This is a genomic window from Streptacidiphilus melanogenes (assembly GCF_000787835.1).
Classification (GTDB): Bacteria; Actinomycetota; Actinomycetes; order Streptomycetales; family Streptomycetaceae; genus Streptacidiphilus; species Streptacidiphilus melanogenes.
Genome location: NZ_BBPP01000002.1, coordinates 94,733 through 116,887, shown reverse-complemented (window position 1 = coordinate 116,887; position 22,155 = coordinate 94,733). Strand labels below are relative to the sequence as shown.

Genomic DNA, 22,155 nt, shown 5'->3' with positions numbered 1-22,155 from the left:
CCGCCGCATCCGCTCCAGCTCGGCGGGTGCGGCGGGGCGGTCCTCCCAGCCGAGCACCAGCGCGCGCAGCGTCCCCTGCGGGACGAGGTACGCGGCGTTGACGGCGATGCCCTGGGTGTCGAGCCGGGCGAGGTACTCGCCGACGCTGCGCCAGTTCCACTCGAAGTCCTGGTCCGAGGGGTCCCCGTTCCAGCCGGCGAGCTGGCGGCGCAGACCGGCCAGGGTGGTGTCGTCGACGGGCGCGTAGGAGAGCCCGTCCTGGCCGAGCACTTCAAGGGTGACGCCCTGGGCGACCTTCGCCTCGTGGCTCGGGTCGGTCAACAGCGCCAGGTCGGAGTGCGCGTGCATGTCGACGAAGCCCGGCGCGAGCACCAGCCCGTCGACGTCGATCACCCGGCCGCCGCCGGGCCGTGGCCCGGGATCGTCCTCCCGGTGCAGGGCGGAGATACGGCAGTCGTCGAGGACGGCGTCGGCGCGGTACGGCACGCCGCCGCTGCCGTCGACGACCAGCGCGCCGCGCAGGACGGTCCGGGGCGGGGGCATCAGGGGCTCGCCGGGTCTCGTTCGCGGGACCTAGAAGAAGGTGCGGATGTAGTCGACGACGGTGCGGCCGTCCGGCTGGACGACCGGGATCAACTGCCACTTCTCCAGGGCGGTGCACGGGTGCGACAGCCCCAGCGCGACCCGGTCGCCGACCTCGACGTGTGCGTCCGGCGCGACGGTCATGAAGGCGTGCTGGTCGGAGAGCTTGCTGATGCTGAGGCCCTCGGCTCGGCGCAGCAGGCCGTCACGCGTGTCGCGCACCTGCAGTGGGAGCGGCAGGCCGAGGTCGTAGGGGACGTCGCGCTTGCCCGCGTTGAGGAGCGCGAGGCCCGGCTCGGGGCGGGAGACGACCTGAGCCCACAGCTTCAGCGCCGGGAGGAAGTGCTCGGTCTCCTCCGTCAGCGGGGTGATCTTCGCGTAGTGGAGGTGGTCATGGGTCACGTAGGCGCCCGCCCGCAGCAGGCGCAGCACCGGGCGGGACAGCTCCAGCGCACTCTCGGTGAGCGCCTCCGCGACCAGGTCGAAGTGCTCGCTGCCGCCCGCGCTGACGACGATCTCCTCGGCGTCGGCGAAGTACCCGTGCGTGTCGAAGAGGTGCGCGGTGTTCACGAGGTCCTGCAGCCAGTCCCGGACGGCGGCGCGCGTCTCGTCCACGCCGGCGAGGGTGCCCTCGTAGCCCGCGACGCCGACCAGACGGAGCCACTGGGAGGCCCGTACGGCCTTGGCCACCTCGTCCGCCTCGGCCCAGGACCGCACCCCGGTGCGTGAACCGACCGCTCCGAGCTCGACCACGACGTCGACGCGGTGCGTGAGCGCCGCGTCCATCAGCTCGACGCCGTGAACCGAGTCGACGTAGCAGACGAAGCGGAACTCCGGATCGCGCTGCAGCTCCGCGCTGAGCCAGCGCAGCGCGGGGGCGTCGACGAGCTCGTTGCCGAGGAAGATGCGGTTCACGCCGAAGTGCCGGTACATCTGCACGTGGCTCGGTGTCGCCGCGGTGATGCCCCACGCGCCCAGCTCCAACTGTCGCTCGAACAGCTGCGGAGCGAGCGGCGTCTTGCCGTGCGGGGCGTGGGCGAGGCCGTGGGCCCGCGCCCAGGAGGCCATCAGCTCCAGATTGTGGCCGAGCGCGGCCGCGTCCAGGGTGAGCAGCGGCGTGACGAAGCCGTCCTCGAAGAGGTCCAACTTCGCGTCGCGCATCCGGTTCACGGTCGGAGCCACGCCCAGCGGCATGCCCTTGAAACGCCAGTCGACGACAGTCTCGCCCAGTGCGTCGAGCGCGGCCTGGTCCATGAACGGCTCCTTCTCGGTTGCGCGCCTTGCAACGGTGCCTGCCCATCCTGCCAGCGAGCCGCGGACGCGGAAAGGCCCGGCGCTCCCCCTCGGAGCGCCGGGCCTCTCGGCTACCACGGGTCAGGGCATCGCGTTGGTGAACGCACCCTCGTTGTTCGCGAACTGGTTGCCGTTGCTGGCGTCCCAGTTGGTCGACCAGGTCATCACGCCGCCGATGGTCGGCCAGCTGGAGCCGGGCTTGAAGGTGCCGCAGCCGGTTCCCTTGGCCAGGCAGTTCAGGGCGTTCTCGACCACGGTCGGGGAGACGTAGCCGCTGCCGGCCGCGCTGCTCGACGCCGGGACGCCGATGCCGACCTGGTTCGGGCTGAGCCCCGCCTGGATCGCGGTGCAGGCCAGCGTGGTGATGAAGTCGACGCTGCCCTCGCTGTAGACGCCGCCGTCACAGCCGTTCATGGACCCCGAGTTGTAGTACTGGGTGTTCATGATGGTCAGGATGTCCTTCACCTGGAGCGCGGTGGCCAGGTAGTCGGACGAGGAGTTCAGCACGTCGATGGTCTGCGGGGCCATGGTCAGGATGAAGCCCGAGCCGACCTTCGAGGCGAGCTGGTGCAGCGCGGACGACATGTAGGTCGGGTTGATCCCGTTCTCCAGGTCGATGTCCACGCCGTTGAAGCCGTACTGCTGGATGATCGAGTAGGCGCTGTTCGCGAAGGCGGTGGCCTGCGCGGCGCTGGTGATCGAGATGGTGCCGTTCTGGCCGCCGACCGAGAGGATCACCTTCTTGCCCTGCGCCTGCTTGGCCGCGATGTCCGCCTTGAACTGCGCGTCGGTGTAGCCGCCGAGCTTGCTCTGCAGGGTCGGGTCGAGGGAGAAGGTGATGCCGCCGTCACCGGTCGAGTCGGCGTTGGCGAAGGCGACCGCGATGATGTTGTACTGCGAGCTGACATCGCTGATCTTCTGGTCGGTCGCGCCGTTGTCGAAGTCCTGCCAGTAGCCGGTCACCCAGTGCTTCGGGTTGCCGCCACCGCCGCTGCCGCCGGTCGAGGTGGCCGTCGGGGTGGGGGAGGTGGTGGGCGTGGAGGAAGCCGTGGGGGTCGGGCTCGACGTGGGCGTGGAGCTGGCCGTCGGCGTCGGGGACGCGCTCTGCGTCGGTGTCTGCGTCGGGCTCGGGCTGGAGCCGCCCGCGCCGCTGAGCGTCACGTCGTCCGCGTAGTAGGTCGACTGTCCGTACCAGCCGTGCAGGTAGACCGTGACGCTCGTGGTGGAGGCGCCGGTCTTGAAGCTGGTGGAGAGCTGGTTCCAGGAGCTGTTGCTGGACCAGGTGCTGACGTCGGTGGTGCCGTCGCCCTGTGTGCCCAGGTAGACGTAGGGTCCGTTGACCCAGGAGCTCAGCGTGTAGGAGGAGTTGGGCTGGACGCTGATGGTCTGCGTGCACTGCGCGTCGTCGGAGGCCGTGGGGGTGGCCGCGAGCGCGTGGGTGCCGGAGTGGACGGTGGTCGTGGTGACCGCCGCCGTCCCGGCGTCGCAGTTCCAGTTGGCCAGGGAACCGGTCTCGAAACCGGGGTTGACCACGAGGTTGGTGGTGTCGGCGCTCGCGCCGCCGCTGATCGCCACCAGGCCGGTCAGGCCGAGGCCCAGCGCGGCCACGGTCGCCAGCGCGGCGTTGACCGTACGGGGAGAAGGCATAGGGGTCTGTCCTCAACTGTGGGGGAAGCGGGGAAAGACAGGATGTGAAGCCCGCCACACAAGTTGGACTAGACCATTAGCCGTGTCAAGGGTGTCGCCGATGACTTAAGGGCTGGTTAAGGTGATGCCGTGGTCCAGACCACCGCGGCATCACCTGTCACTGCGTCAGCAGTTCCCGCGTCAGCCCTCGCTCGACTTCGCCCAGAGGTTGAGGTGCGCGTCGGTCGCATGGCGATCGATTTCGGCCAACTCCGCCCCGGTCAGCGGAGCGCCCTGCACCGCCGCGACGTTGGCCTCCAGTTGGGCCACCGACGAGGCGCCGATCAGCGCCGAGGTCATCCGCGGGTCGCGCAGCAGCCAGCTCAGCGCGAGCTGCGCCAGCGACTGGCCGCGCGCCGCCGCGACCTCGTTCAGCCCGCGCAGCTTGGCGAGCGTCTGCTCGGTGATCGAGTCGGGGTCGAGGGACTTGCCCTGCGCGGCACGGGAGTCCGCCGGGATGCCGTTCAGGTAGCGGTCGGTCAGGATCCCCTGCGCCAGCGGGGCGAAGCCGATGCAGCCGGCGCCCTCGGCCTCCAGCACGTCGAGCAGCGAGTCGTCCTCGATCCAGCGGTTCAGCATCGAGTAGGACGGCTGGTGGATCAGCAGCGGCACGCCCAGGTCACGCAGGATCGCCGCCGCCTCGCGCGTCTTCTCCGCGCTGTAGGAGGAGACGCCGACGTACAGCGCCTTGCCCTGCTGGACCGCGGACGCGAGCGCGCCCATGGTCTCCTCCGGCGGCGTCTCCGGGTCAAAGCGGTGCGAGTAGAAGATGTCGACGTAGTCGAGGCCCATCCGCTTGAGCGACTGGTCCAGGCTCGCGGTCAGATACTTGCGCGAACCCCACTCGCCGTACGGGCCGGGCCACATGTCGTAGCCGGCCTTGGTCGAGATGACCAGCTCGTCCCGGAACGGGCGGAAATCCGCGGCCAGGTGCCGGCCGAAGTTGGCCTCGGCGGCGCCGTAGGGCGGCCCGTAGTTGTTGGCGAGGTCGAAGTGCGTGACGCCGAGGTCGAAGGCGCGGCGCAGGATCGCGCGCTGCACCTCCAGTGCCTTGTCGTCGCCGAAGTTGTGCCACAGGCCCAGGGAGATCTCGGGCAGCTTCAGTCCGCTGCGCCCGGTCCGGCGGTAGCGCATCGATCCGTCGTACCGGGACTCGGCGGGCTGGTAGGGGGCGGGGATCACGGGGGCTTACTCCAGGGGTGAGTCCGGGGAGGGGGAGGCTCCAGGGTTTTGTCTCCAGACTGAACATTAACCGGTGCGGAGTAGGGTGGCCCCCGCACGCGCGAGCACAGGAGGGGCCGTCGTCATGGACATCGGTAGGTTGGTCCGGCGCACGCCGCTGCTCCGGAATGCCGTCTACGGCCTGTACGGCCACCGCGTCGAGGCTCACCTCGACCGCGCCCGCGCCCCGCGGCACGTCGGCGTGATGCTCGACGGCAACCGCCGCTGGGCCCGCGCCGCAGGCATGTCGACGGCGGACGGCCACCAGACCGGCGCGGACAAGATCCCGGAGTTCCTCGGCTGGTGCGAGGAGACCGGCGTCGAGGTGGTCACCCTGTGGCTGCTCTCCACGGACAACCTGAACCGCCCCGCCGAGGAGCTGGTGCCGCTGCTCGGCATCATCGAGGAGGCCGTGCGCGGCCTGGCGGCCACGGGACGCTGGCGGGTCCACCCCGTCGGCGCGCTCGACCTGCTGCCGGCCTCGACCGCCACCGTGCTCAAGGAGGCGGACCAGGCCTCGGCGGACAACCCCGGACTCGTGGTGAACGTCGCCGTCGGCTACGGCGGACGCCACGAGATCGTCGAGGCGGTCCGCAAGCTGCTGCGCGAGCAGGGGGCGGCGGGCAAGCCGCTGGAGCAGGTGGCCGAGATGATCGACATCGAGCAGATCTCCCGCCACCTCTACACCTCCGGCCAGCCGGACCCGGACCTGGTCATCCGCACGTCCGGGGAGCAGCGCCTCTCCGGCTTCCTGCTGTGGCAGTCGGCACACTCGGAGTTCTACTTCTGCGAGGCCTACTGGCCCGCCTTCCGCAAGGTCGACTTCCTCCGCGCCCTGCGCGATTACGCCGCCCGCAACCGCAGATACGGCGGCTAGGGCCCGGACGCGGTGCGCCGGCGTTCGGACCGGCGGCGCTTCTGACGCGGCTCCAGAAGGCGTACACGGCTGTGAGCGCGCTCTGCGCGAGGTCTGCGGCCGGGCGCTGATCGTCGGTCAACGTGCCCGCCCGCGGGATGCACGCCTCTCGTCCGGAGTCGGTTCGAGGGCGCATGGTGGCCCGATGTGGACGTCCGGTTCACGGCTGGTGGGCAAGGTCACCGCAAGGTGAATCTTGGTCGTCGTCCTGTCGTCGCCTGCATGGAATGGGACACCTGGGGAATACCGCAGTCAGACCGCGACCTCGGCCAACAGGGCCGGAGGACGCGGCGACCGCGGGTGGCACGGGGCCATCCGCCCGGGAGGCCCTGTGGTCAGTTCCAAGAGCCGCCGGAGCTTGCACGACCGGCGCACGTACGTCCTCGACACCAGTGTCCTGCTGGCTGACCCGAGCGCCATGACCAGGTTCGAGGAGCACGAGGTCGTGCTGCCCGTGGTCGTGGTGACCGAGCTGGAGGCCAAGCGACACCACCCGGAGCTCGGTTACTTCGCCCGGCAGGCCCTGCGGCTGCTGGACGACTACCGGGTCCGCTACGGCCGCCTCGACACGCCCATCCCCGTGGGCGAGCTGGGCGGCACGATCAGGGTCGAGCTGAACCACACCGATCCCTCGGTCCTCCCCGCCGGCTACCGACTGGGCGACGCCGACACCCGGATCCTGGCGGTGGCCAGGAACCTGCAGGCCGAGGGGTACGACGTCACCGTCGTGTCCAAGGACCTGCCGCTGCGGGTCAAGGCCTCCTCCGTCGGCCTGACGGCCGAGGAGTACCGGGCCGAGTTGGCGATCACCTCCGGTTGGACCGGAATGTCTGAATTGGCCGTCAGTGCCGAGGAGGTTGACGGCCTGTTCACAGGCGACCCGCTCGACATTCCGGAGGCGCGTGACTTCCCGGTTCACACCGGTCTCGTGCTGACCTCGGAGCGGGGCAAGGCGCTCGGCCGGGTCACCGCCGACGGGCGGGTGCGCCTGGTCCGCGGCGACCGCGAGGCCTTCGGGCTGCGTGGGCGCAGCGCCGAACAGCGGGTGGCGCTGGACCTGTTGCTCGACCAGGAGGTCGGCATCGTGTCCCTGGGCGGGCGGGCCGGTACCGGCAAGTCCGCGCTCGCGCTCTGCGCCGGCCTGGAGGCGGTGCTGGAGCGGCGTCAGCACCGCAAGGTGATGGTGTTCCGGCCGCTGTACGCGGTCGGCGGCCAGGAGTTGGGATACCTGCCCGGTAGCGAGGCGGAGAAGATGGGCCCCTGGGCCCAGGCCGTCTTCGACACCCTCTCCGCGGTGACCACCCCGGACGTCATCGAGGAGGTGCTCTCCCGCGGGATGCTGGAGGTCCTTCCGCTCACCCACATCCGCGGCCGCTCGCTGCACGACGCCTACGTGATCGTCGACGAGGCGCAGTCACTGGAGCGCAACGTGCTGCTGACCGTTCTGTCCCGGATCGGTCAGGGTTCGCGCGTCGTGCTCACCCACGACATCGCCCAGCGCGACAACCTGAGAGTGGGTCGGTACGACGGCGTGGTGGCGGTTGTGGAGAAGCTGAAGGGGCATCCGCTCTTCGCCCACGTCACGCTCAACCGCTCGGAGCGTTCTCCGATCGCCGCACTGGTGACCGAGATGCTGGAGGACATCCAGCCCTGAAACGGGCGAAATCCCTCGCAACTGTGCCCTTCTGCACCGCCATGGCGAGCCCACGGTGCGGAAGGGCACAGCAGCGTAACGATTCGTCAGACGGTAGGCCAGGTTCTGACGAGAATTCGCGCCCGTATGGGCCGTGTGAGCTTCGCCACGCAAACCAGAATTGCGCTTGCGCGTTGCGGTGCGGCAGTGTGTGGGATCTGTCAGGCCCCGCGTGTGGCATGCATGGCGCCGCACGCCGCCCGAGCAGATCGCGATCCGGGAGACCGGTGAGCAACGGGCCCGCGTCTTCCGTGACCAAAGCATGGGGGAGGCCAGCGTCAGGGGCGGGGTTCGTCCGTTCGGTCACCACACGGGCGACGCTGGAAGGAAACCATGTGAACCGGATCTCGGTTCGGGGGATGGCAGTGGCCTCCGCCACTGCTGTGACTGCTGTCGGTGCTGTCGTCGGTGTCGCCTCTGGCGAGACGAAGCCGGCCCAGGTGTCCGACGTGGCAGGCTCGACCCTTCTTGCCGAAGTCCCCATGGGCGGCTCGGCGCAGGTTGTCGCGGACAACCTGACCCGCCAGAGCGACGCGCAGCAGTCCGCCGCGCTCGTGACCGCGCAGAAGGCCGCCGCGCAGGCGGCCCGCACCAAGGCCGCCGACGCCGCGCACGCCAAGGCGGCGGCCGAGCAGCGCGCCAAGGAGCAGGCGGCCTCGCGTGCCGCAGCGGCCGTACAGCGTCAGCAGCTGGTCTCCTACAGCCCCGGGTCGGTGCAGGCGCTCGCCGCGTCGATCATCGGGAACGCCACGCAGTTCTCCTGCTTCAGCCAGATCGTCACCCGTGAGAGCGGCTGGAACTACCAGGCCACCAACGCCAGCTCCGGCGCCTACGGCCTGGTGCAGGCCCTGCCGGGCGACAAGATGGCCTCGGCCGGCGCCGACTGGCGGACCAACCCCTCGACGCAGATACGGTGGGGCCTGAACTACATGAACTCCCGCTACGGCAGCCCGTGCGGCGCCTGGTCCTTCTGGCAGGCCCACAGCTGGTACTGAGCCGGTACGAGCGGTTCACCCCGAGCGCGCGGAAGCCCCCGATCCCTGTCCGATCGGGGGCTTCCTACTTCTCCCACGGAGAGGCCGCGTGTGCGGGACGGCCTCGTGGAGGACAGTCCCCGGGGCCCTCCGGGACTAAACCTCTTTCTCCTGATTTGCCCAAAAAAATCTGATAGGTCCCCGGCTCACCCTGCAGGTTTCCTGTGGGCGAGGGCCCGGCAGCCGCAGGCAACCAGGTAGCGTTCACGCCGGAATGGTCGCGGAGGCGAGGGCGGACGGGATGGCGGGCGTGGGCAACGCATGGCAGGCGTTTCGAGGGTGGCTGGCCCACCGGCGCGCCCAGGCCGAGGCCGGATCGGCGACGGCCCCCGACCCGGTCGTGCACGTGCATGTGACCGAGACGACGAACGCGGTCGTCCCGCCCCAGGTGATGCCCATCGCGGCCCGGTCGGACCTCCCGCCGTACCCGGCGCGCCCCGCGCATCCGGCCGAGGCCGTCCCGTGGACGCTGCGGGTGGCCGCCGAGGGCATGTGGCGACTGCTGCTGGTCGGCGCGGGTCTGTACGTGCTGCTGCAGATCATCGGCACGCTGCGGATCGTCGCCCTGGCCTTCGTCGCCGCCCTGCTGATCAGCGCACTGCTGCAGCCCACCGTCTCCTTGCTCAAGCGCCACGGCGTCCCGCGCGGCCTCGCGACGGCCCTGACCTTCCTGGGCGGCCTGGCCAGCATCGGCCTGGTCGCCTGGTTCGTGTTCTGGCAGGTCAGCACCCATCTCAACCAGCTGACCGACCAGGTCCAGCAAGGCATCGGCCAGATCCGCCACTGGCTGGAGACCGGCCCGATGCACCTCACCGACACGCAGATCAACCAGTTCGCCAACCAGCTGACCAAGGTCGTCGGCACCAACAGCGACCAGATCGCGTCCTTCGGCTTCGACACCGTCAGCGTGGTGGTGGAGATCGTGACCGGGGTGTTCCTGGCCGCCTTCTGCACGTACTTCCTGCTGTACGACGGCGAGCGCATCTGGGGCTGGTGCCTGCGGCTGCTGCCGGTCCGCTCCCGGGTGTCCGCGGCGGGCGCGGGTCCGCGCGCATGGGCCACGCTGACCGCGTACGTGCGTGGCACGGTCGTGGTCGCCTTCATCGACTCGCTGTCGATCGGCATCGGCATCTACCTGCTGGGCGTGCCGCTGGCGATGCCGATCGCGGTGATCATCTTCCTCGGTGCCTTCGTCCCGCTGGTCGGCGCGCTGATCACCGGCACCATCGCGGTCCTCATCGGCCTGGTGACGCACGGCCCGGTCACCGCGCTCCTGGTCCTCGCGGTGCTGCTCGGGGTCCAGCAGATCGAGGGCCACCTGCTCCAGCCGCTGATCCTCGGCCGCGCGGTCCGGGTCCACCCGCTCGCGGTGATCCTCGCGGTCGCCTCCGGCTCCATCATCGGCGGCATCGGCGGCGCGGTGGTCGCGGTTCCGCTGGTCGCCGTGACCAACACCGTCGTCGGCTACCTGCGTGCCCGGCACGCGGTGGACGAGGACGTCCGCGCCGCGCTCACCGCGGCGGCGGCACCCGAGTAACCCCCTCGGGGGCGACACGTCAGGGGCGCGGGGAACTGCGCGAGCAGCCACCCTGTGCGGATGTCCCTGCCCGCTGGGCGACTCACCACACCCGGTGGCTTGTCGCGCCCACGCGGCGGAGCCGCATATCGGCACGGCCCCGCGCCCCTGATCGTGCAACTGCTGGTCGTGCAACTGCTGGTCGTGCACGTGCCGGCCTCAGGCCAGGCGGGCCTCGGTCTCGAGGGTCACGCCGACGGCCTGGACGACCGCGGCGATCTTGAACGCGGACTGGATGACCTCGCGGTCCACGCCCGCCTTGCGCAGCACCTGCTCGTGGGAGTCGAGGCACTGGCCGCAGCCGTTGATGGCCGAGACCGCCAGGGACCAGAGCTCGAAGTCGACCTTCTCCACGCCCGGGTTGCCGATGACGTTCATCCGCAGCCCGGCGCGCATCGTCCCGTACTCCTTGTCGGAGAGCAGGTGCAGCGTCCGGTAGTAGACGTTGTTCATCGCCATGATCGCCGCCGCGGCCTTCGCCGCGTCGTACGCCTCAGGCTTGAGGTTGGCGCGGGCCTCCGGCTCCAGCTCCGCGAGGACGCGCTCGCTGCGCGAGGCGATCGCGCAGGCCAGGACGGTGCCCCAGAGCTGCTGCTGCGGCAGGTCGCTGTTGCCGATGACCGAGCCCAGGTTGAGTTTGAGGTCCTTGGCGTACTCCGGCAGGGCCGCCTTCAGTTCGTCGAGTGCCATGCGATCAGCTCACTCGCCCGCGAGCAGGGCGTCCGCGTCCAGCGTCGCCTCGCCCTTGTTCCAGTTGCACGGGCACAGCTCGTCGGTCTGCAGGGCGTCGAGGACCCGCAGGACCTCCTTGGGGTTGCGGCCCACGGAGCCGGCGGTGACCATCACGAACTGGATCTCGTTGTTCGGGTCCACGATGAACACGGCGCGCTGGGCGGTGCCGTCCGGGTTCTCGACGCCGCAGGCGCTCATCAGCTCGTGCTTGATGTCGGCCAGCATCGGGAAGGGCAGCTCGGCCAGGTCCTTGTGGTCACGACGCCAGGCGTGGTGCACGAACTCGGAGTCGCCGGAGACGCCGAGGATCTGCGCGTCGCGGTCCGTGAACTCCTCGTTCAGCTTGCCGAACGCGGCGATCTCGGTGGGGCACACGAAGGTGAAGTCCATCGGCCAGAAGAAGACGACCTTCCAGCCCTTCTGGTCGTCGCCGGAGATCTCCTTGAACTCCAGCTTGTCGGCCGAGGGGCCGACGACGGCGTTGAGCTTGAAGGCGGGGAACTGGTCACCGATGGTGAGCATGAGGGGTGTCCTCCGTGAACCGGTCGAGGTTGGTGCCCCGTCAATCTCGCATGTCGGACATTGATCAGTGAAATAGCTAGAATCGAAGGAGTTGATCGGAGGAAGTTATCAGTAAGGCCCGCACCACCAGCCGCACGCCCAGTGTTTCCCAGCTTCGCGCCTTCGCGGCCGTCGCAGAGCACCTGCACTTCCGGGAGGCGGCCGCCGCGCTGCGGATGAGCCAGCCGGCGTTGTCCGGCGCGGTCGCGGCGCTCGAGGAGTCGCTCGACGTCCGGCTGGTCGAGCGGACGACGCGCAAGGTGCTGCTGACGCCGGTGGGGGAGCGCGTCGCGAGGCACGCGCAGTCGGTGCTCGGCGCGCTGCACGCGCTGACCGAGGAGGTCGAGGCCTCCCGGAGGCCGTTCACCGGGCCACTCCACCTCGGGGTGATCCCGACGATCGCACCCTACCTGCTGCCCACGGTGCTGCGGCTGGCCCGCGACCGGTACCCGGACCTGGAGCTGCACGTCCACGAGGAGCGCACGCACCAGCTGCTGGACGGCCTCGCCACCGGCCGGCTCGACCTGCTGCTGCTCGCTCTCCCGGCGGGGTCCGGGCTGGTCGACATCCCCCTCTATGACGAGGACTTCGTCCTGGTCACGCCGCCCGAACACGAGTTGGCCGGCTGCCTGGACGTGCCGCGCGACGTGCTGCTCGACCTGGACGTCCTGCTGTTGGAGGAGGGCCACTGTCTGCGCGACCAGGCGCTCGACCTGTGCCGCGAGGTCGGCGCCGAGCCGGGCGCGACCCGGGCGGCGGGTCTGTCCACGCTGGTCCAGCTGGTCGCGGGCGGACTCGGCGTCACGCTGCTGCCCGCCACCGCCGTGCCCGTCGAGGCCGGGCGTGCCTCCGCGCTGGCCGTCACCCGCTTCGCGGACCCGGCGCCGGGCCGTCGTGTCGGCCTCGCCCACCGGCCGTCCTCGCCCAGGACGGCGGAGTACACGCGCTTCGCGGACTCGCTGCGCGCCGCCGTGTGTGAACTCCCGGTCCGGGTGCTGGGAACTGTGAACATGGGAACTGTGAACAGCCCCGGCGTGTGATCCCCGGCCAGGAGCCCCGCGGCATACCCTGGCGGGCATGAGCAACCTGGACCTGAAGCCCCAGCCGAGCGTGTGCGGTGGTCGCGAGGGCGTCGTCGCCGAGCCGGTTCGCGAACTCCTCACCGGCCGTGACGTGCAGCTGGGCGAGAGCACCGTCGTCCGGCGCCTGCTGCCCAACCTGGGTCGGCGGATGGTGGGCGCCTGGTGCTTCGTCGACCACTACGGCCCCGACGACATCGAGCGGGAGCCCGGCATGCAGGTCGCGCCGCACCCGCACATGGGCCTGCAGACCGTGAGCTGGCTGCACGACGGCTTCGTCGAGCACCGCGACAGCCTCGGCACGGTCCAGACGGTCCGCCCGCGTCAGCTCGGGCTGATGACGTCCGGCCGCGCCATCTCGCACTCGGAGCAGTCGCCGCGCTCGCACGGCAAGTGGCTGCACGGCGCGCAGCTGTGGGTCGCGCTCCCTGACGAGCACCGGTTCACCGAGCCGACCTTCGAGCACCACCCGGAGCTGCCGCGCGTCCAGGGCCAGGGCGTCGACGCGACGGTCATCCTCGGCAGTCTGGACGGAGCCGCGTCCCCGGGCCGCGTGTTCACACCACTCGTCGGTGCGGACCTCTCGCTGGCCGACGGCGCCGACGCCCGCCTGCCGCTGCACCCGGACTTCGAGTACGCCGTCCTGGTCATGAGCGGCGCGGCGACGGTCGACGAGGTGCGCGTCGAGGTCGGGTCCCTGCTCTACCTCGGCTGCGGTCGTCGTGAACTGCCGCTCCGCGCCGACGACGGCCCGGCCCAGGTGATGCTGCTGGGCGGCGAGCCCTTCGCCGAGAAGCTGGTCATGTGGTGGAACTTCGTCGGCCGCAGCCACGAGGAGATCGCCCAGGCCCGCGAGGACTGGATGACCGGCGACCGCTTCGGCGAGGTCCACGGCTACGACGGCGGGCCGATCCCCGCCCCGGAGCTGCCGGCCCTGCGTCTGAAGCCCCGGGGACGCGAGCGCTGAGCCGAGGCGACCGCTGAGCCGCCGCGAGCGCTGAGCCGAGGCGGGCGTGGAGGCCGCGCGGGCGGTGAGGCGGTGCGATCGAGCAGGATTCGAGAAGCCCGGACCGCCGCGCCCTCACTAGCGTGGCGGACATGACCTCCATCGAATCCGTCACCCTTGACGTGGCCGACCTCTCCGCCGCGGAACGCTTCTACACCGCCGCCTTCGGGCTGGGCGACGACCGGCTGCGGCTGCGCGCCTCGGAGGCCGCGACCAGCGGCTTCCGAGGGTTCACGCTCTCGCTCGTCGTGGCCCAGCCGGCCGACGTCCGTGCTCTCTTCGACGCCGCCGTCGCGGCCGGCGCCACCCCGCTCAAGCCCGTCGCGAAGTCGATGTGGGGCTACGGCGGCGTCGTCCAGGCCCCCGACGGGGCCATCTGGAAGATCGCGACCTCCACGAAGAAGGACACCGGCCCGGCCACGCGACGGATCGACTCGATCGTGCTGCTGCTCGGCGTCGCCGACATCGGCGCGAGCAAGCGCTTCTACGTCGAGCACGGGCTCACGGTGGGCAAGAGCTTCGGACCCATGTACGTCGAGTTCGCCGAGGACTCCGGCCCCGTCAAGCTCGCGCTCTACCGCCGTCGGGCCCTGGCCAAGGACGCCGGCGTCGCCCCGGAGGGCGAGGGCTCGCACCGGCTGGCCATCGGCGGCAGCGCCGGGCCTTTCACCGACCCCGACGGCTTCGCCTGGGAGGCCTCGTCGACGTCGGTTGCCGCCGCCTGAGCCGGGTGGCTCAGCGCAGGCGCGACGAGGACAGGATCGAGATGAGGTGCGCGGGCACCATCAGCCACGCGACGACCGCGACGGCGGCCACGGACCACTCGGTCGGCGCGTGGCCGCCCGTGCCCAGCTCGACCAGCGCGGCGACCAGGAAGAGCAGCGACGCCTCGATGCCGTTGGCGATCCTGTGAATCTTGAAAGCGGCGGCGAGTCGCCGGACCGAGTTCACACGCGCCGAGCGCACCTCGGTGGCGTCCTCGGTCACCGCCTCGAGACCGCTGCGGGTGCGCGCCACGTCGACGAGATCCGTGGACGCCTTGAGCAGCACGATGCCGAGCGCCGCGGCCAGTCCGACGGACACCCAGGCGACGGACGCGTTCTCGGCGACCCGGAATCCCGCCCCGACCAGCAGCGCCGCGTCGGCCAAGTAGGCGCCGAGTCGGTCCACGTAGACGCCGACCGGGCTGAACTGCCGCTTCCAGCGGGCCACTTCCCCGTCCACGCAGTCGAAGAAGAGGAACGCCTGGAACAGCAGCGCGGCCAGCAGCGGACCGGCGACCCCCGGGATCAGCAGCGCTGCCCCCGCGCCCACCCCGGCCACGACCATGGCCCAGGTCAGCGTGTTGGGAGTGACGGAGGTGCGGACCAGGTACCGCGTCGAACGCAGTGACAGCCGCCGCATGTAGAGGCGCCCGGCCCAGTGTTCGCCGTTGCGGCTCCCGAGTTTGGCCTGCGGCTGGCAGACGTCCCGCAGTTCGGCGAGCGTGGGGGTGGCGACCGACATGGGGTGCCCTTCTTGAATCGTCCTGTCCGACAAGGGCGTGAGCGTACTCCGCATCAGGTGCCGACCGCTCGCCCGGGTGCCCTCGGGGCCCGCCGACGTCCGCCCCCCGCCGCTGCGCCCGTCCTGCTGCGCCTGTCGCCGCGCCCGGCGGGCCGCGGGGCAGCGGCGTAAGGTCGAGGCGTGAGCGGTAGCGACGCCGGTCCGCGGATGCGGCTGGCCGAACTCGTCGCCGCGCTGTCACTCGGCGTCGATCTCGGCTTCGGCCAGCCGATGGAGCACGTCCTGCGCCAGTGCCTGATCGCCCTGCGGCTTGCCGAACGGATCGGTCTCGACGACGAGCAGCGGCTCGCCGTCTACTACACGGCGCTGCTGGTGAACGTCGGTTGCCACTCGGACGCGCACGAGCAGGCGAAGTGGTTCGGCGACGACATCGCCCTGAAGTCCGGCAAGTACCGCTACGAACAGCGCAGCCTCGCGGCTGCGACCTCGGCGCTGCGCCTGATCGGCTCGGGGAACCCGCCCCTGCACAGGTTCCGGGTCGGGCTGGAGTTCACCCTCGGAGGCTTCCGCGAGGTGGACCGGATGATCAGCGGCCACGCCGCCCTGGCCCGGTTGCTGGCACAACGCCTCGGCCTGCCGGAGACCGTCCAGGAGGCGGTCGCCTCCTCCTACGAGCAGTGGGACGGGCGGGGCTGGCCGGGGAACCTCAAGGGCGAGGCCGTTCCCGTGGCGTCCCGGCTGACCCAGCTGGCCGAGTTCACCGAGGTCGCGCACCGGCTGGGCGGCACCGGGGCCGCCCTCGAGCTGGGCCGACGCCGGGCGGGCGCACAGTTCGACCCGCGACTCGTCGGTGTCCTGTGTCGGGACCCGGAGGCCGTGTTCGAAGGGCTGGACGCGGTGCGGACCTGGGACGCCGTGATCGCCGCCGAGCCCGCGCTCGGCGTCCGCCTCACCGGAGCGCAGTTCGACGGCGCCCTCGTGGCCGTCGCCGACTTCGTGGATCTGAAGTCGCCGTACACCGCCGGCCATGCCCGTGCCGTCGCCGCGCTGGTGACCGCGGCCGCGGTCACGCTGGGGCTGTCCGTGACCGAGACGGAGGAGCTGCGCCGGGCGGCCCTCGTGCACGGACTGGGACGCCTCGGCGTCTCCAATGCGATCTGGGACAAGCCCGGTCCACTCGGCATGGGTGAGCGGGAACGGGTCAGGATGCAGCCGTACCTGACGGAACGCATGCTGTGCCAGTCGCCGACACTGGCGTCGCTCGGGGCGATCGCCGTGCAGCACCGGGAGCGTCTGGACGGCTCCGGCTACCCGCGTGGCCTGCACGCCCCCGCGATCTCCCGCGCCGCCCGGATCCTCGGGGCTGCCGACGCCTACCAGTCCATGATCGAGCCGCGTCCGTACCGGGAGGCGTTGACGGCCCGCCAGGCAGCGACGGAGCTCCAGGCCGACGCGACGGCCGGTCGGCTCGACGCGCAGGCGGTTGCGGCGGTGCTCTCCGTGGCCGGCCACCGCGTCGCCCACCGCACGCCAGGACCCGCGGGCCTGACCGCACGTGAGATCGACGTGCTGCGACTCCTGGCCCTGGGCTGCTCCAGCCGGGAGATCGCCACCCGCCTGGTCATCTCGCCCAAGACGGCCCGCAACCACATCGAGCACATCTACGCCAAGATCGGGGCGTCCACCCGCGCCGCCGCCTGCCTCTTCGCCGTGCAGAACGGCCTGCTGCCGCAGCCGGAGGAGAGCACGGCCTGAGCCCTGCGCAGCACATGCCGAAACGCGCACGCACCAAATGAGGCAACTGCCCCATGTGTCGGCAACCGGTGCTCCGTTAGCGTCGATGCGAGGACCAGGGGAGGAGCCGGGACGAGGAGCGGAGGCAGTCATGAGCGTCCACTGGGCGATCCTTGCGGTGATCTACGACCACCAGATGGCCAAGAGCGAGGAGGCAGGGCTGCGCGAGATGCGCCGCCGCCTGATCGCCGAGGCTGCGGGCGACGTGCTGGAGATCGGCGCCGGAACCGGGGCCAACCTCGGCCACTACGGGCCCGAGGTGCGGTCCCTGACCGTCACGGAACCGCAGCCCGCCATGCTCCGCCGCCTTGAGCAGCACGTACGGGAGCAGGCCCCGGACGCCACCGTGCTCCGCGCCCCGGCCGAGGACCTGCCGTTCGACGACGACAGCTTCGACGTGGTCGTCTCCACGCTGGTCATGTGCGGCGTCGAGGACCAGCAGCGGACGCTGCGCCAGCTCGCCCGGGTGCTGCGGCCGGGTGGGCGGCTGCTCTTCCTGGAGCACGTGCGCTCCGACGAGGCCCGGCTGGCCCGCTGGCAGGACCGCCTCAACTGGTTCAACCGTGCGGTCGTCTGCTGCGAGTGCAACCGTCCGACACTGGACTCGATCAAGGCGGCCGGATTCGAGCCCGGGCAGGTGGACCGCCTGGAGTTCCCCAAGTCGCCCCCGTTCATCCGGCCGCTGATCCTCGGCACGGCCCGCCTGCCGCAGCAGTCGAGCGGGCAGTCCCGCCCGAGCGGCACCACGGTGGGTTCCGTCGGCTGAGCGGCCGGGAGCCACGCGGCGACCGGGTTCCGTGCGGTCAGACGGTGCCGGTGGCGACCAGGGCGCCGATGCCGATCAGCGTCAGTGCGGTGATCAGGTTCGCGCGGCGGTCGATCCACGGCGCGGTGAGCAGACGGGCGCCGAGGGCGGTGGCGGTGGTGAGCCCCACGATGGCGCCGATGGTGGCCACGGTGAAGACGGCGAGCGAGCCGAGCGCGGCAGTGGCGCCGAGGGCTCCGGCGGCCAGGAACACCGGCAGGATCGTCAGGTCGGGGGAGGCGGCCGCGCCGAAGGGGATGAGCAGCCCGGCGAGCCGGCGGCCGCGCCCCTCCTCGGCCGCGGCCGGCGCGGGCGGCCGGTCCAGCAGGGCGGTGGCGCTGTGCTCGTGCCCGTGTTCGTGCCCGTGTTCGTGGCGGTGCTCGCCGTGCGGGTGGTCGTGATCGTGTCCGTGGTCGACGTCGTGCGCGTGGTGGTGCCCGTGGCTGCTGCCGTGGCTGTTCCCGTGGTGGGAGTGACCGTGCTCGTGCCCGTGACCACGGTGGGAGTGCCCGTGGCCGTCGTCGTGGCTGTGGCCATGGCCTCTGCCCAGGAGCTCCAGCACCAGGAATACCAGGCCGGTCGCGAGCAGCAGGCCGCCGACGACGAGGTCGGTGTGGTGGGCCACGGCCGTGCGGAACTGCATGCCGACGAGCATCAGGATGCCGCCGAGCAGGACCGAGACCAGGACATGGCTCAGGCCCGCAGCCAGCGAGAGGCGGACGACCCGTCGGGTGGGGTACCGGCGGGTGCGGGCGAGCACGGCGAGCGGGAGCCAGTGATCCGGCATCACGGCGTGGCCGAGGCCGACTCCGGCGGCGGCGAGCAGCAGCGCGGGAAGCGTGTTCACCCTCCCACGGTACCGTCTCATCTGCGCATGCGTGAAGATAGGAAGGTTCATGCGCAGGGTTTCCACTTGCCACGTCTTCGCAGGTGGGAAGATGACGCCCATGGACCCGATCGACCAGGACGCGCCCCACCACACCGCGCACACCGTGCCGGGCGAGCCGCTTTCGGACGCGCAGGTCGGAACGGCCGTCGCCGCCCTGGCGATGCTCGCCGAGCCCACCCGGCTGCGGCTGCTGTGGGCCCTGCGCGAGGGGGAGCTCGGGGTGACGGCGCTGGCCGAGGCGGCCGGCTGTTCGCCGACCGCGGCGAGCCAGCACCTGTCCAAGCTGCGGATCAGCGGGCTGGTCGACCAGCGCGCCCAGGGGCGCGCCCGGCTCTACCGCCTGCGGGGCGCGCACCTGCGCCGTCTGCTGGACGAGGTGGCGGCCCACGCGGACCACACCCTGCGCGGCCTGCCGCCACACGCCTGACCGGAGCGCTCGGGTGGGTCGCAGCAGCCCGGACGGGTCGGAGCGGTCCCGACGGGTCTGCTCAGCCGCGACGGGTCAGAGTGGCCGTGACGGGTCTGCTCAGCCGCGACGGATCAGAGCAGCTCGGGGTGGTGCTTGGAGGTGACCTCAGGGTGCGCGCGCACCCACCCCTTCAGCTCGTTGAATCCGAACTCCGCATGCAGCGGGTTGGCCGGGTCCTGGGTGATGCCGGTGGCCTGTGCCGCATGCGGGAACGGAACCGGCTCGATCCGGGCGTCCAGGCGCGGGTTGTAGAAGAACGGCGCGGAGTAGCGCTCGCCCGGTGTGCCGACGACGCGGTGGTTGGTCGCCTTCAGGTACCCGTTGGTGGCGACCTCCAGCAGCTCGCCCAGGTTCACCACGAAGGCGCCCGGGATGTGCGGCACGTCGAGGTAGCCCCTGCCGGACGGGTCCTCCACCTGCAGTCCGCTCACACCGTCGGTGAGCAGCAGGGTCAGGAACCCGTAGTCCTTGTGGATGCCGACGCCCTGGTCGTCTCCCCGGGGAGCCCGCCCGGGATAGCGGATCAGCTTCAGCTGGCTGCGCGGATGGCCCGCGAAGGCGTCGTCGTAGAAGTCCGGCGGGGCGCCGATCGCGGCCAGCAGCTCGTGCAGCAGGTGGTCGGCGACGGTGCTGAGGCGGGCGATCCAGTCGAGGGCGGTGGTGCGCAGCTCCGGCAGGGCGGTCGGCCACTGGTTCGGACCCTGCAGCCACCAGTACCCGGGCTCGTCGGGGCCGGGGACGTGCGGGGGCAGTTCCTCGCCGATGTCCAGCTGATCGCGCCAGTCGCGGGTGCCGCGGGTCAGCTCGGTGCCGACGCGGGTGTAGCCGCGGTAGTGCGGGGAGTTGCGGTTGTCGAGGGCGAGCCGGTCCGCCTCGGGCAGCGCGAAGAAGGCGCGCGAGACGCGCAGCAGCTCGTCCATCTCGGCCTGGCTGACGCCGTGGCCGGTGAGCTGGAAGAAGCCGACGTCGCGGGCGGCGCGGTGCAGTGCCTCGCGGTCGACGTGGGCGAGGTCGATGACGGGGAGGGCTTCGATCGTGGCGACGGACATGGGGGTCCTCGGAGAGCGCGGAGGGATGGAGGGACGCTGGGGTCAGACCTCGACGCGACAGGACATGCTCGTGACGCGGACGAAGTCCACGTGGCGACGGGAGACGAGCATGACCATGCTTCGAGCGTAACGCGCTTGTGCGTCCGGGCGACCGTGATCAAGCCGACACTTCTCAGGGAATGCCGGGCCGTGATCCTGCGTTAGAGCGGCGAACAAGCCATCCGGCCCGCGATTCGAAGAAGTGAAAGGCGATGCCCGTGACCTACGAAGCTGGAACCCAGACCGACGCGCTCGCCGAGGAGTACGCCCGCGCGCAGCTCTTCTTCGACTCCAGGGCCTACAGCGACGCCGCGCTGATCCTGGCCCCGATCGTCGACGCGGAGCCCGCGCACGGTGCGGCCCGGCTGCTGCTGGCCCGCGCGTACTACCACTCGGCGCAGTTGCGGCGCGCCGAGGAGGAGCTGCGGCGGGTGCTGGACGCCGACCCCGTCGACGGCTACGCGCGCCTGATGCTGGGCCGCACGCTGGAGCGTCAGGGCGGTCGGGCCGCTGAGGCGGCCACGCAGCTGCGGCTCGCCGAGGCGCTCGGCCAGAGTCTGCTCTGACTCGCCGGTCCGGTTCCTGCGGCGACGCCCGGTTCCCTAACTCTGACTTAACGTCAGGTCAAATTGGTCCAGACCCTTGACGGCTGGATTGGTATATACCAACGTGATGGAGTGTCGGGTACACGTCCACACGGAGGTTGCACATGCCACGCTCCAGACGGTTCGGACTCACACTCGCGGGGGCGGCCACGGCCGTGCTCGGCCTGGCCGCCTCGCTCCTGGGCGCGCCCGCCAGCGCGGCCGCCGCGGGCAACACCACGGGTGCCGCGGCGACCAGCGGCGGGATCAAGGTCGCCTACTTCGACCAGTGGTCGATCTACCAGAACGCCTTCTATCTGAAGAACCTCGACACCGAGGGGATGGCGGGCAAGCTCAACTACCTGATCTACGACTTCGAGAACATCGACCCGACCAACCTGACCTGCTTCGAGACCACCAAGGCCACCGACCCCGACCCGGCGGGCGAGAACGATCCGAACGCGGGTGACGGAGCCGGGGACAGCTTCGCCGACTACCAGAAGAGCTTCGACTCCTCCATCAGCGTCGACGGCACCTCCGACGTGTACAACCAGCCCATCGCCGGCAACTTCCACCAGTTGCAGGAGCTGAAGAAGAAGTACCCGAACCTCAAGATCCTTCTTTCGCTCGGCGGTTGGACCTACTCCAAGTACTTCTCCGACGCGGCCGCCACCGCCGCCTCCCGGCAGAAGTTCGTCTCCTCCTGCATCGACATGTTCATCAAGGGCAACCTGCCCTCGCAGGGCGGCTACGGCGGCACGGGCACCGGCGCCGGGATCTTCGACGGCTTCGACATCGACTGGGAGTACCCGGGCGCGCCCGGTCACCTCGGCAACCACTACTCGGCGGCCGACACCGCGAACTACACGGCGCTGCTGGCCGAGTTCCGCAACGAGCTCAACACCCAGGGCGCGGCCGACGGCCACACCTACGCCCTCTCCGCGGCGGTGCCCTCCGGGCAGGACAAGATCAGCAAGATCCAGACGAACCAGATCGGCCAGTACCTCAACTTCGCCGACGCGATGACGTACGACATGTACGGGGCGTGGAACGCGACGGGTCCGACCGACGAACAGGACCCGCTCTACGCGAACCCGAACTCGCCGGAGTCGAAGATCGCCCCCGGGAACGAGACGTACAGCATCGACAACGCGATCAGAGCCTGGACCGTCGGCGACAGCGCCTACGGCATCCCCGGCGGGTTCCCGGCCAACAAGCTCACCGTCGGCATCCCGTTCTACTACCGGGGCTGGACGGGCGTGCCCGCGGGTTCGAGCCACGGGCTCTACCAGACGGCCACCGCCGGCTCGCCAGGGCAGACCGACTCGGGTGACGTGCCGGGCGTGGCCATGTACAAGGAGCTGAGCGGCGTCGTGAACAACGCGTCGGACACCTTCTGGGATCCGGTGACCGACTCGGCCTACTTCTACGACGGCAACAACTTCTACGGCGGCGAGTCCTCCCAGTCCATCCAGGCCCGCGCCGACTACGCGCACTGCAACGGCCTGGCCGGGTTCATGATGTTCTCCCTCTACGACCTCGACCCGGCCGCGACGCTCTTCAACGCCGCGGTCAACGACATCAACGGCTCCGCCAGCTCCTGCCCCACCGGCGGTGGCGGCTCGGAGACGGTCTCCGTCG

General features: G+C 70.8%; 20 protein-coding genes and 1 pseudogene. 12 read left to right on the top strand and 9 right to left on the bottom strand.

Going from position 1 to position 22,155, the window contains the following annotated elements; all coding sequences use genetic code 11:
* The 4 genes and pseudogenes from TR49_RS45145 to mgrA all read right to left on the bottom strand — a co-directional run.
* Positions 1-543: pseudogene (locus TR49_RS45145) on the bottom strand (amidohydrolase family protein); the annotation flags it as partial.
* 30 nt (positions 544-573) lie between these two features.
* A complete protein-coding gene (locus tag TR49_RS02395) occupies positions 574-1,836 on the bottom strand; it encodes an alanine racemase (RefSeq protein ID WP_042376601.1) in 1,263 nt (420 codons plus the stop codon).
* Positions 1,837-1,956: 120 nt separating this feature from the next.
* Positions 1,957-3,522: a chitinase gene (locus TR49_RS02390; protein WP_042376600.1), complete on the bottom strand. Its 1,566-nt coding sequence runs from the start codon at positions 3,520-3,522 to the stop codon at positions 1,957-1,959.
* 180 nt (positions 3,523-3,702) lie between these two features.
* Positions 3,703-4,743 (bottom strand): L-glyceraldehyde 3-phosphate reductase, encoded by a 1,041-nt coding sequence (mgrA, locus tag TR49_RS02385; protein WP_201776143.1) that lies wholly within the window; start codon positions 4,741-4,743, stop codon positions 3,703-3,705.
* A gap of 124 nt (positions 4,744-4,867) precedes the next feature.
* On the opposite strand from mgrA, the gene TR49_RS02380 reads away from it, so the two are divergent.
* The 4 genes from TR49_RS02380 (at position 4,868) to TR49_RS02365 (ending at position 9,962) form a co-directional block, all read left to right on the top strand.
* Positions 4,868-5,659 carry an isoprenyl transferase gene (locus TR49_RS02380; protein WP_042376599.1) on the top strand — a complete coding sequence of 264 codons (792 nt, stop codon included), beginning with the start codon at positions 4,868-4,870 and terminating at the stop codon, positions 5,657-5,659.
* Positions 5,660-6,029: 370 nt separating this feature from the next.
* Positions 6,030-7,352, top strand: a complete 1,323-nt coding sequence (gene phoH2, locus TR49_RS02375) for an RNA 5'-3' helicase PhoH2 (protein ID WP_042376598.1) — start codon at positions 6,030-6,032, stop codon at positions 7,350-7,352.
* A gap of 374 nt (positions 7,353-7,726) precedes the next feature.
* On the top strand, positions 7,727-8,386 hold the full coding sequence (locus TR49_RS02370) for an aggregation-promoting factor C-terminal-like domain-containing protein (protein WP_042376597.1): 660 nt from the start codon (positions 7,727-7,729) through the stop codon (positions 8,384-8,386).
* Between the two features lie 289 nt (positions 8,387-8,675).
* The gene (locus TR49_RS02365) at positions 8,676-9,962 is read left to right on the top strand and encodes an AI-2E family transporter (protein WP_236653187.1); all 1,287 of its coding nucleotides are present in this window, start codon (positions 8,676-8,678) and stop codon (positions 9,960-9,962) included.
* A gap of 198 nt (positions 9,963-10,160) precedes the next feature.
* On the opposite strand, the gene TR49_RS02360 is transcribed toward TR49_RS02365, so the two are convergent.
* Both TR49_RS02360 and TR49_RS02355 read right to left on the bottom strand, forming a co-directional pair.
* Positions 10,161-10,691, bottom strand: a complete 531-nt coding sequence (locus TR49_RS02360) for an alkyl hydroperoxide reductase (RefSeq protein WP_042376596.1) — start codon at positions 10,689-10,691, stop codon at positions 10,161-10,163.
* A 9-nt stretch (positions 10,692-10,700) separates the two neighbouring features.
* On the bottom strand, positions 10,701-11,255 hold the full coding sequence (locus TR49_RS02355) for a peroxiredoxin (protein WP_042376595.1): 555 nt from the start codon (positions 11,253-11,255) through the stop codon (positions 10,701-10,703).
* A gap of 107 nt (positions 11,256-11,362) precedes the next feature.
* Here TR49_RS02355 and TR49_RS02350 point away from each other — a divergent pair, with 107 nt between their 5' ends.
* The 3 genes from TR49_RS02350 (at position 11,363) to TR49_RS02340 (ending at position 14,104) form a co-directional block, all read left to right on the top strand.
* Positions 11,363-12,334, top strand: a complete 972-nt coding sequence (locus tag TR49_RS02350) for a LysR substrate-binding domain-containing protein (protein WP_084724485.1) — start codon at positions 11,363-11,365, stop codon at positions 12,332-12,334.
* Between the two features lie 37 nt (positions 12,335-12,371).
* Complete coding sequence (locus TR49_RS02345) at positions 12,372-13,340, top strand: pirin family protein (protein ID WP_042376592.1); 969 nt, start codon at positions 12,372-12,374, stop codon at positions 13,338-13,340.
* A 131-nt stretch (positions 13,341-13,471) separates the two neighbouring features.
* On the top strand, positions 13,472-14,104 hold the full coding sequence (locus tag TR49_RS02340; RefSeq protein WP_042377035.1) for a VOC family protein: 633 nt from the start codon (positions 13,472-13,474) through the stop codon (positions 14,102-14,104).
* 10 nt (positions 14,105-14,114) lie between these two features.
* On the opposite strand, the gene TR49_RS02335 is transcribed toward TR49_RS02340, so the two are convergent.
* Positions 14,115-14,885 carry a CDP-alcohol phosphatidyltransferase family protein gene (locus tag TR49_RS02335; RefSeq protein ID WP_042376590.1) on the bottom strand — a complete coding sequence of 257 codons (771 nt, stop codon included), beginning with the start codon at positions 14,883-14,885 and terminating at the stop codon, positions 14,115-14,117.
* Positions 14,886-15,065: 180 nt separating this feature from the next.
* Here TR49_RS02335 and TR49_RS02330 point away from each other — a divergent pair, with 180 nt between their 5' ends.
* Both TR49_RS02330 and TR49_RS02325 read left to right on the top strand, forming a co-directional pair.
* Positions 15,066-16,640, top strand: coding sequence for an HD domain-containing phosphohydrolase (locus TR49_RS02330; protein WP_201776142.1), 1,575 nt, complete (start codon positions 15,066-15,068; stop codon positions 16,638-16,640).
* A gap of 130 nt (positions 16,641-16,770) precedes the next feature.
* Positions 16,771-17,445, top strand: a complete 675-nt coding sequence (locus TR49_RS02325) for a class I SAM-dependent methyltransferase (RefSeq protein WP_042376586.1) — start codon at positions 16,771-16,773, stop codon at positions 17,443-17,445.
* Between the two features lie 37 nt (positions 17,446-17,482).
* Here TR49_RS02325 and TR49_RS46270 read toward each other — a convergent pair whose 3' ends face one another.
* Entirely contained in the window at positions 17,483-18,331 is an 849-nt protein-coding gene (locus TR49_RS46270) for a hypothetical protein (protein ID WP_201776141.1), read from the bottom strand.
* A gap of 100 nt (positions 18,332-18,431) precedes the next feature.
* Between TR49_RS46270 and TR49_RS02315 the strand changes: the two genes are divergently transcribed.
* Entirely contained in the window at positions 18,432-18,800 is a 369-nt protein-coding gene (locus TR49_RS02315) for an ArsR/SmtB family transcription factor (RefSeq protein ID WP_052433923.1), read from the top strand.
* Positions 18,801-18,913: 113 nt separating this feature from the next.
* Here TR49_RS02315 and TR49_RS02310 read toward each other — a convergent pair whose 3' ends face one another.
* Positions 18,914-19,891, bottom strand: coding sequence for an isopenicillin N synthase family dioxygenase (locus TR49_RS02310; protein ID WP_042376584.1), 978 nt, complete (start codon positions 19,889-19,891; stop codon positions 18,914-18,916).
* Positions 19,892-20,148: 257 nt separating this feature from the next.
* On the opposite strand from TR49_RS02310, the gene TR49_RS02305 reads away from it, so the two are divergent.
* On the top strand, positions 20,149-20,496 hold the full coding sequence (locus TR49_RS02305) for a tetratricopeptide repeat protein (protein ID WP_439654068.1): 348 nt from the start codon (positions 20,149-20,151) through the stop codon (positions 20,494-20,496).
* Positions 20,497-20,639: 143 nt separating this feature from the next.
* On the top strand, positions 20,640-22,155 hold a 1,516-nt coding region (locus TR49_RS02300; RefSeq protein ID WP_063770004.1), incomplete at its 3' end, for a glycoside hydrolase family 18 protein.